Raw genomic sequence first — 8,260 nt, 5'->3', positions numbered from 1 at the left:
AGTGGAGCAACTGGCGTATCACCGCGTCCTTTGGACAAAGGCGGTGAGCCTGGGAACCTTGAAACCAAGGATATTAAGACCGCAATGTCTTAAGAATCCCCGTACCAACAGGCGCGGGGAGTGTCAATTGCGGATTCGCCGCTTCATCCAAAACGCCAACACACCCAAAAACAGCAACCCCATCACCCCAAGCAGAGGATTTCCCTCAACCCCCGTAATCCAGTCCGGAACCTTGCCAGAATATTGCACCAACTGCCCTACATTGATAATGTAATAAGCCCAAACTAGCCCCGCGTGCAGGCCAATTGGCAGCCCAAGAAGCCCTTGACTACCCTGCTTCGCCCAAACCATCGTTAACCCAAATAGCACCAAGGCTGGAAATGTGGGCAAAGTGCGAAGCATCGCTTGCAGGGGACGAATAAAATGCAGCAGCGCAAAAATAACCGCATCTGCCCAAACCACTACGCGCGGAAGGTAATCACGCTGTAACTCATCTAGCAGCCATCCCCGGAACACCACCTCCTCTGCCAATCCAATTAACAGAGCGCTCCCCAACCCTTCTAAAATTACCCTGGGAAAGCGATCGTCTGGCTGCTGCCACACCAGCCACCCCAGTATCCCTTCTAGGCCAAATAGACTCAGTACAAATAACAGCCCAATACTCAGTCCAACAAGCAATTCTAAGCCATTCTGCCGCGTTCTTACCAAACCGTAGCTGTTGAGCAGATGGGGTTGCCGGTATACTTTTTCACCCCAAAATCCCAGCAGGAGGAGAAATTCTCCGAATAACAGCCCCATCGTCAGGATAGTGACCGAGTTTTGGTCGCGCCCTAACCAATAAATTGGCGCTGCTACCGGCACCCAGAGCAAAAGCAGGGTCAACAAAAAGACACCCAGCCTGATCGGGGCAGGGCAGCTAGCTAAACGGTAATGGTTCAGTCGCAAAAAATTCTGGCCTTCGTTGCTATTCTTCGGGTTCAATCGTACTGGTCAAGCCGTGATTTTTCAAAGTTTCGCAGTAAAACTCCGCGTGTTCCTGAGCGCAGGTAATCACCAAAGCAATCCCGTTCGTATGGGCTTCCATCATAATACTGACGGCTTGGGGTTGGGTGAGATTGGGCACGGTTGTCAATAATACCTTTACCACATACTCCATTGGGTTGAAATCATCGTTATGGAGTAAAACGCGGTAGCGAGGTGCAAGTTTACGAGACGTTGAACGCTTTTCAAGGGTCTCGACAGACACGGCTCTATCCTCCCCGTCAATTCAATACAACTGGGTAACTCATTACTGCTATGGAGAGGATTTAAACTCTCGTGACGCTCCTACACCTCCCTTCGGGTAGGTTTTGGCTTCCAAGACATAAGATCTTGGAACTTCCGCAAGTGGTACTCGTGTTCTTTCCCACTACAGCCGTTTATAGTCAGGGCAAGCGTCCTGCCCGACTTGAATAGTTAAAAACCATTCATCAATCGTTCCATGAAGATTTTACCCACAAGTGGCAGTATCGATATACGACACACTTCCTTGTGGAACCCCCTATCTTCAGTTGTCAAGGTACTTTTCTGTGACCAGCATTTTCGGCTATTGCCACCTGATAGAATAATAGCAGCTATTCGCTGTATATTGTATTATGGATACTTTGAATGCAGTTGTTAATCTGAGCCTGCTGCCAGCCTTACGGCTGTTTCATCCGTTGTTAGCAGCAAATGTTAGCAGCAAACGGCGCGATTTTGATCTTAGCTTTAAAGTACTTAATATTTAATTTATACTATCCAACTGCTGGTCTAACCAGCTAGCTGGGAATTTGTCAGCCCAACTCAGGGGAGTGGGCTGACCATAGCACTGGGAGAGGGTGCTGCCATCGGTGACAAGCGGCGGATCAGCGCTTCGCACCTGCCCCCAAGTATCAACCGCAAATACTATCTACAGGTGAGGGCAACAAGCTGTAGCCAAATTATAGCCTGAATCCCGATTACCCTTGGGGAGTGGCTTAATAAAATAAGGAGACAGCACTAAGATACGCTTTTTTCTTGTGAAGCAAGCAGCGATGGGTTTTGCTTATAACTTTCAGCCTAGCCAAATTGTGTGTCTTGAGCATGAGGGAACCTGCCTGTACGCAGAAGTGATTCAAATCGTTGAATCCCGTCAGTTGTGTTGGGCACGCCCCTTAATGCTGGCAACTGCCCCATTGGGTGTCGAGCCAGTTCCACAGCCACCTACTTTGTATGACTTGCGACAAGGTGCAGATTTGCTTTGGCCTTTGAGCTTGTTCCGCACTGCCCTCGATACTGAAGTAATACCGCTGTTGGCTCAGCTACAGGCGTCAAAAGCTCAATCTGAGGGATGCCAATCAGCACACCGACAACTCAGCCATTTTGTCCGCCAAGTTTGGCAAGCCCACCCAGCCAAATTTTCATCAAATCGGCGTAACTAACCCACTATACCTTTCTAGCTTTCGGTCAATTTGCTCTGCCGGGAAACCAGTTCACGGACCCTCAGACTCGCTTACTCATCTCGCAGATTACTGACACTGCTTTGATCCCGACCGATGCAGCCGCCCTGCGCCTGGATACTGATGCATCCGCATCAAAGCTTGTCCTGGTTAAGCGCTTGTGCATGGCGCTAGTACTTTCAACCGGCTCTACCCTTGGAGAAAACCTTTATTGGTTAGAAACTACCGTGAAGCTAGTTGTATTGTCAATACGGGAACTGGGAATAAATTCGCTTGTGTCGAAATTGGGCGAAGCAATCTTCTTGGCGGGGCTAGCTTTCTGCCACATTTATTCATCTGTAGATTGGTTTGTAGCAATCTAAGACGGCTCCTGCTCAAGTAGCGCAGCCATCGAGTATTTAACCGCCTATTCAGCCGAATGACCTACTTGCGGCTAGCAATTTTAATTATAGGTACGAATCTCTTCAACCCCGATCTTGAGAGGGATTCGTTCTTAGCACACAAGGAAAGTTTCCCAGCATTCCTTCCCTAGCCTGATTATCAGTAGCTTGCCACTAACGCAATCCGACCAGCATCCATCTCAGCCATTAATAATTCCAGCGCCTCGTAATCAACATCAGAAATGTAACCCAGGCGCGTCAGTTCATAGTTGATTTCATTCTCGATATCCGGAGTCAGTCGCCGAATCGAAATAGCTTTTTCTACCAGTTGACGAATCGCGTTTTTAGTTTCCACGGTTGGCAGGGTAACTCTTTTAATATCAAAATTTTCCACCTACTATTTATCTGTCGGGGTGATCTGGAACTTTTGCTTTGAGTGATCTTACTCACACGCGGCTTCAACCTTGGAGTTTTGGCAAATTATTCAGTTATGATGCAAAAATCCAGAGCCAATTGATATTTACATAGTTTGAGCCTGCCAGCATCTGCTTTTCTACGGTTTTTCGTTGCTAGCCAAAGAAGGGAAAGAGTTTGAAGCAAATGTTCGAAGCTGACTTCTAGTCATAGAAATACTTAAAAGCTATTCCACAAAAATCATGTTTTTAAGTATTTAACAACCGTATTTTTTCGGGGGTTTCGATTGTTGTTAATATTCCGGTTCGCGTTGCTGCTGAAGGCGACCCAAAACCCTAAAAATTTTCCAAGTTTCCGGACATGACCGTTTATACGTTGAAATTACCCCTTGGGCAGCTGTTGCAGATCTGAAGTAATTCTTTCTAACTGTAGGATTAACGACTGCATAGCTTGAGGAAGCTGCGCTATATGCGCGATTCTCAAGCGCCCATACTTTTCAAGTCTGGCTTCGCCCTACGGGGCGGCTAATTGGCTAATAGCGCTACTCCAGCATAGCTACCTAATGGACCCGAAGCTCTTGCGCTTTGGGAATCGCTAACGTAGACTCCGAACCCAGAGCGTGCCGTACTTGCATCCGCGCCCTACCCCTTCTATCTTGAGCCCTGAAATTTTTGCTGTCTGGGCAAGAGAAGGGGGACTCTTGAGGTATTGAAGGAACGGTCGGACTTGTTCATAAATCGATCGGGATTGCTATAGTGTCTAAAATCATTACTTTGGATAAAAATTAGGTGAAAAAAAGGTTCGGTAACTTGGTATTTTCCCCAAGCAGCAGTTATACTGTTCTCGTTTTAGGTTCCCTGTCAGTCAATCAGTTGTATAAGGAAATACTTTTTAGCGAACCAAGCTTGCTCAAAACTTTAAACAAATGGGGTGGAAAGATGAAGATTCCGTGAAAACCCTCAAAGCGAGTGGTCAATACTGCAAACCAGCGTTTAAGGTCAAAGGCATCTGATGCCATTGTTTGTCTATTCACACGGTAATTGAATCATGCCAGCGACGATTGCTACTTCCCAACTGACAGTTATTCAGCCCCAAGGCCATCTCAATGCCGCCAACGCGCCTGAATTTGGCAGACAGCTAACAGCAGCGATCGCAAAGGAGGGGCCTGCTGTTGTATTGGTAGACATGGAACAGGTGGAGTCTCTCGATAGTGCTGGTCTGATGGTCTTGGTTTCTGCTCTCAGTCACGCTCAACAGAAAAACTATCAATTTAGCCTTTGTTCGCTTTTACCGTCAATCCGGATCATTTTTGAGCTAACTCAGCTGGATCGGGTGTTTGAGATTTTTGCCAGTCGCGCTGCTTTTGAAGCCGCACTCAACTCCAGGGCAAGGCGCTAACGTCTGCTTAAACAACGACTGCGACTCGTGATTCTCCTGCACGCCTTGGGGCGCTGTCCTGCGGATACTTAAGCGATGGCACCAGCCAAACCCCATAAAACCCTCTCGACCGTTCCAGAATTTACCCGAAATATACCATCGCCTTGCCTGCTATTTGGCCTGTTATTGGGCTGTAGCAGGGTCTTGGCATGACAACATTAACCACGTTTTTTCCCGCTCACAGCAACTGTGCTAAAATTACTTGAGTCAGTACAAGACTTTAAAACTTACCGACCGGCTGGAGGAAAGTTGACGACCCAGGATCCCGTTGTAAGGCTGTGTTTACAAATGTGGTAAGTGTGGCTTTTCCATCGCTCGCGATCTAAATGCTGCGATAAATCTGGATTTTGCCTCAAAAAACCCTTGTACGTGCGGCAAGCGCGGAATTTACGCCTGAGGAAAAGAAAAAGCCGACTCCCTTGGTTGAAGCAGGAAGCTTTCCGTCGAGTTAAGCGAAATACTTGATTTGAGTAAGTTTTGTTTGGCACAACGTACTACCTCATGCCCCAGATTCCCATTTTTCCGCGAAAGCCAGGGAAAATTAGCTAAGAGAATTTTTTCGCGGGATGGCAGAGGTTGAAATTTTGATAGATGGCTCTGTAGCTGGAATTAAACGAGAAGAGAAGTAACTGTGGCAGTCGCAGTAGAAGCATTACTCACACCAGATATCCTCCGCCCAGCTCGTTATTTGGGCAACGAGTTGGGCGCGGTTCGCAAAGCTTGGGATGCCGCTGTTGTGCGCTGGGTATTGACTTACCCAGAAGTTTATGAAGTTGGCGCATCTAACTTAGGGCATATTATTCTATACAACATTTTGAATACCCAGCCGCGACAGTTGTGCGATCGCGCCTACTTACCCGCGCCCGACTTAGCAGCGAAACTGCGCGCAACCCAAACGCCCCTATTCGCGGTCGAGTCGCGGCGTCCCCTGACAGATTTCGATATTTTGGGCTTTAGCCTCAGCTACGAACTGGGCGCAACTAACATCTTGGAAATGTTAGAATTAGCCGGAATTCCCCTCACGTGGAAAGAACGGGCGTCCGATAATTCCTGGAATGTTGAGCAAGGCAGTTGGCCTTTAATTTTCGCCGGGGGTCAAACGGCAACTTCCAACCCGGAACCCTATGCGGACTTTTTTGACTTTATCGCCCTGGGTGATGGGGAAGAGTTATTACCGGAAATTGGCTTGGTTCTGGAAGAGGGTAAGGCTGCAGGATTGAGTCGAGAAGAACTATTGCTAGATTTGGCGGTCGTACCGGGCGTTTACGTGCCTCAATTCTACGATATGGCAGAAGATGGCTCGGTGCATCCCAACCGCCCGGATGTTCCAGAGCGAATTCTGCGGCGGGTGGCGACGCCAATGCCTGCTTACTCGATTGGTTTGGTTCCCTACGTCCAGACGGTACACGACCGCCTCGTGGTTGAAATTCGGCGCGGTTGTACTCGCGGTTGTCGCTTTTGTCAACCGGGGATGTTAACCCGTCCGGCGCGGGATGTGGAACCGGAACAAGTCATAGAATCGATCGAGCAGGGAATGCGGCAAACTGGATATAACGAGTTTTCGTTGCTTTCCTTGAGTTGTTCCGACTATCTGGCGCTACCGGCAGTCGGGATGCAAATTAAAAATCGCCTGAAAAACGAGAATATTTCTCTATCCCTACCCAGCCAGCGAGTAGACCGATTTGACGAAAATATTGCCAATATTATCGGCGGGACGCGCCAAAGCGGTCTGACTTTTGCTCCGGAAGCCGGAACCCAGCGAATGCGGGATATTATTAATAAAGGGCTGACTAACGAAGAACTGCTGCGCGGCGTTAAGACGGCGTTTGAGCAGGGTTGGGATAAGGTTAAGCTCTACTTTATGATCGGCTTGCCGGGTGAAACCGACGCCGACGTGCTGGGCATTGCGGAAACTGTCCGCTGGTTGCAGCAGCAATGTAGGGGAAAAGGCAGAAAGCTGCTGAACTTTAACATTACAATTTCCAACTTTACGCCCAAACCCCACACGCCCTTCCAGTGGCATTCGGTAGCTAGCCCAGAGTTTGAGCGCAAGCAGGAATTGCTGCGCCGGGAATTCCGCCGCATCAAAGGCGCGAAAGCTAATTTCACCGATGTGCGGATATCGGCGATGGAAGATTTTGTGGGACGGGGCGACCGACGGTTAGCGCCTGTGCTGCGTCGCGCTTGGGAACTGGGTGCCGGGATGGACTCTTGGTTTGAAAGTTTAGATAAAGCTTTTGCAGCTTGGACTGATGCGATCGCTGAATCTGGGTTAACCTGGAAATACCGCCTGGTAGAAAACGGCGAATGGGTAATGGAGCATGGTGCAGGGTCAAACCTATCATCAGCCCTCGACAAACGATTGCCTTGGGACCACCTGGATACGGGTATCGATAAAAACTGGTTAAAAGCCGACCTGCAACGTGCGTTGGATGCGGCTAGCGTTCCAGATTGCTCGTTTGATGGTTGTTCCCACTGCGGCGTCTGCAGCACCGATTTTGGTCATAATATTGTCATCGAACCACCGCCCATGCCTCAATTTGAGGGGCACTTTGCACCGAATAAACACCGGGCAATGCGCCTGCGAGTTTGGTTTGGCAAGCAAGGCGATATGGCGCTTGTAAGCCATCTAGATATGGTTCGTTTGTTTGACCGCGTGGTGCGACGGGCGTCTATACCCGTTTCCTATACGGGTGGGTTCCATCCTTCTCCCCGCATTTCCATCGCCAATGCGCTGCCCCTGGGAGCCACTAGCGTTGGAGAAATTGTAGACTTTGAGTTGACGCAGCGGATGGATGTGGCAGCGTTCCAAGAAAGCTTAGTCGCCCAACTGCCGGAAAATATTCCCGTCTACCGGGTGGAGGAAATTGACCTCAAGGCTATGGCTGCAACTCGGTTGTTAGAGCGGGCAGAATATTTGATTACGGTGGCATCTGCTACCGCTGCTACCACCCAGGCGTGGAAAAATTGGCTAGAGGCGATTAAAGCTAGAGATGCGATTTGGACTGAGCAAACTACCAAGTCCGGACAAGTTCAGCAGGTGAATCTGCGCGATCGCTTGTTTGAGTTAGATCTGGTAGACGAAAATCTCAGCTTTGATGAGTCGGTGATGCTCCGCTATGTCGGTAATTGCCGTAACGATGGCTCTCAGCTGCGCCCGGACCACGTTATCTTCATGCTCCAACAAGTTGCGGAGCAAGAGTTTCAGTTACTCCATATCCACCGCCGTCAGCTTCTGCTTGAGGCAGTATGAATGGTAAACCTGGGTTTTGTATGATAAGATCCGATTCAGAGTAAGGCAGTGAAGAGGAACCCTCTGGCTTTACAGCCAGAATACTCGCGAGTGGGTAACTCTAAAAACAACTTTTGGCAATGTTAAAACACCGCGAACACAAGGAAATAAGCGCTTGAGGCGAAGTTTTTCCCGGATCGCTTTTTCCCGAATGGGGATTCTCTCAGAAGATCGGTAATTGTTCGTCTGACCGGATCGGGGAACTTCAAGGGCGCGCGTTGGGTTCGTAGAACCAACAATTCTATGCCTGAAAAGGTGTGGAGTGATAAAATACTTCTCAA

Annotated in this window: 6 protein-coding genes; 3 read left to right on the top strand and 3 right to left on the bottom strand. The window is 48.9% G+C overall.

Features of this window, described 5'->3' with window-relative positions; all coding sequences use genetic code 11:
• Nucleotides 1-123 precede the first annotated feature (123 nt).
• Both MiSe_RS33860 and clpS read right to left on the bottom strand, forming a co-directional pair.
• Nucleotides 124-945: a CPBP family intramembrane glutamic endopeptidase gene (locus MiSe_RS33860; protein ID WP_444980592.1), complete on the bottom strand. Its 822-nt coding sequence runs from the start codon at nucleotides 943-945 to the stop codon at nucleotides 124-126.
• Nucleotides 946-964: 19 nt separating this feature from the next.
• Complete coding sequence (gene clpS, locus MiSe_RS33855; protein ID WP_226588404.1) at nucleotides 965-1,246, bottom strand: ATP-dependent Clp protease adapter ClpS; 282 nt, start codon at nucleotides 1,244-1,246, stop codon at nucleotides 965-967.
• A 790-nt stretch (nucleotides 1,247-2,036) separates the two neighbouring features.
• Here clpS and MiSe_RS33850 point away from each other — a divergent pair.
• Entirely contained in the window at nucleotides 2,037-2,438 is a 402-nt protein-coding gene (locus MiSe_RS33850) for a hypothetical protein (RefSeq protein WP_373872936.1), read from the top strand.
• A gap of 558 nt (nucleotides 2,439-2,996) precedes the next feature.
• Here the strand turns inward: MiSe_RS33850 and MiSe_RS33845 are convergent.
• Nucleotides 2,997-3,191: a hypothetical protein gene (locus MiSe_RS33845; protein WP_226588408.1), complete on the bottom strand. Its 195-nt coding sequence runs from the start codon at nucleotides 3,189-3,191 to the stop codon at nucleotides 2,997-2,999.
• Nucleotides 3,192-4,297: 1,106 nt separating this feature from the next.
• Here MiSe_RS33845 and MiSe_RS33840 point away from each other — a divergent pair.
• Together MiSe_RS33840 and MiSe_RS33835 are read left to right on the top strand one after the other, a co-directional pair.
• The gene (locus tag MiSe_RS33840; protein WP_226588402.1) at nucleotides 4,298-4,648 is read left to right on the top strand and encodes an STAS domain-containing protein; all 351 of its coding nucleotides are present in this window, start codon (nucleotides 4,298-4,300) and stop codon (nucleotides 4,646-4,648) included.
• 670 nt (nucleotides 4,649-5,318) lie between these two features.
• Nucleotides 5,319-7,940, top strand: a complete 2,622-nt coding sequence (locus MiSe_RS33835) for a TIGR03960 family B12-binding radical SAM protein (RefSeq protein WP_226588400.1) — start codon at nucleotides 5,319-5,321, stop codon at nucleotides 7,938-7,940.
• Nucleotides 7,941-8,260: the final 320 nt, after the last annotated feature.

Origin of the sequence: Microseira wollei NIES-4236 (assembly GCF_020521235.1) — a bacterium.
Lineage (GTDB): Bacteria > Cyanobacteriota > Cyanobacteriia > Cyanobacteriales > Aerosakkonemataceae > Microseira > Microseira wollei.
This window is presented reverse-complemented; position numbering and strand designations above follow the sequence as displayed.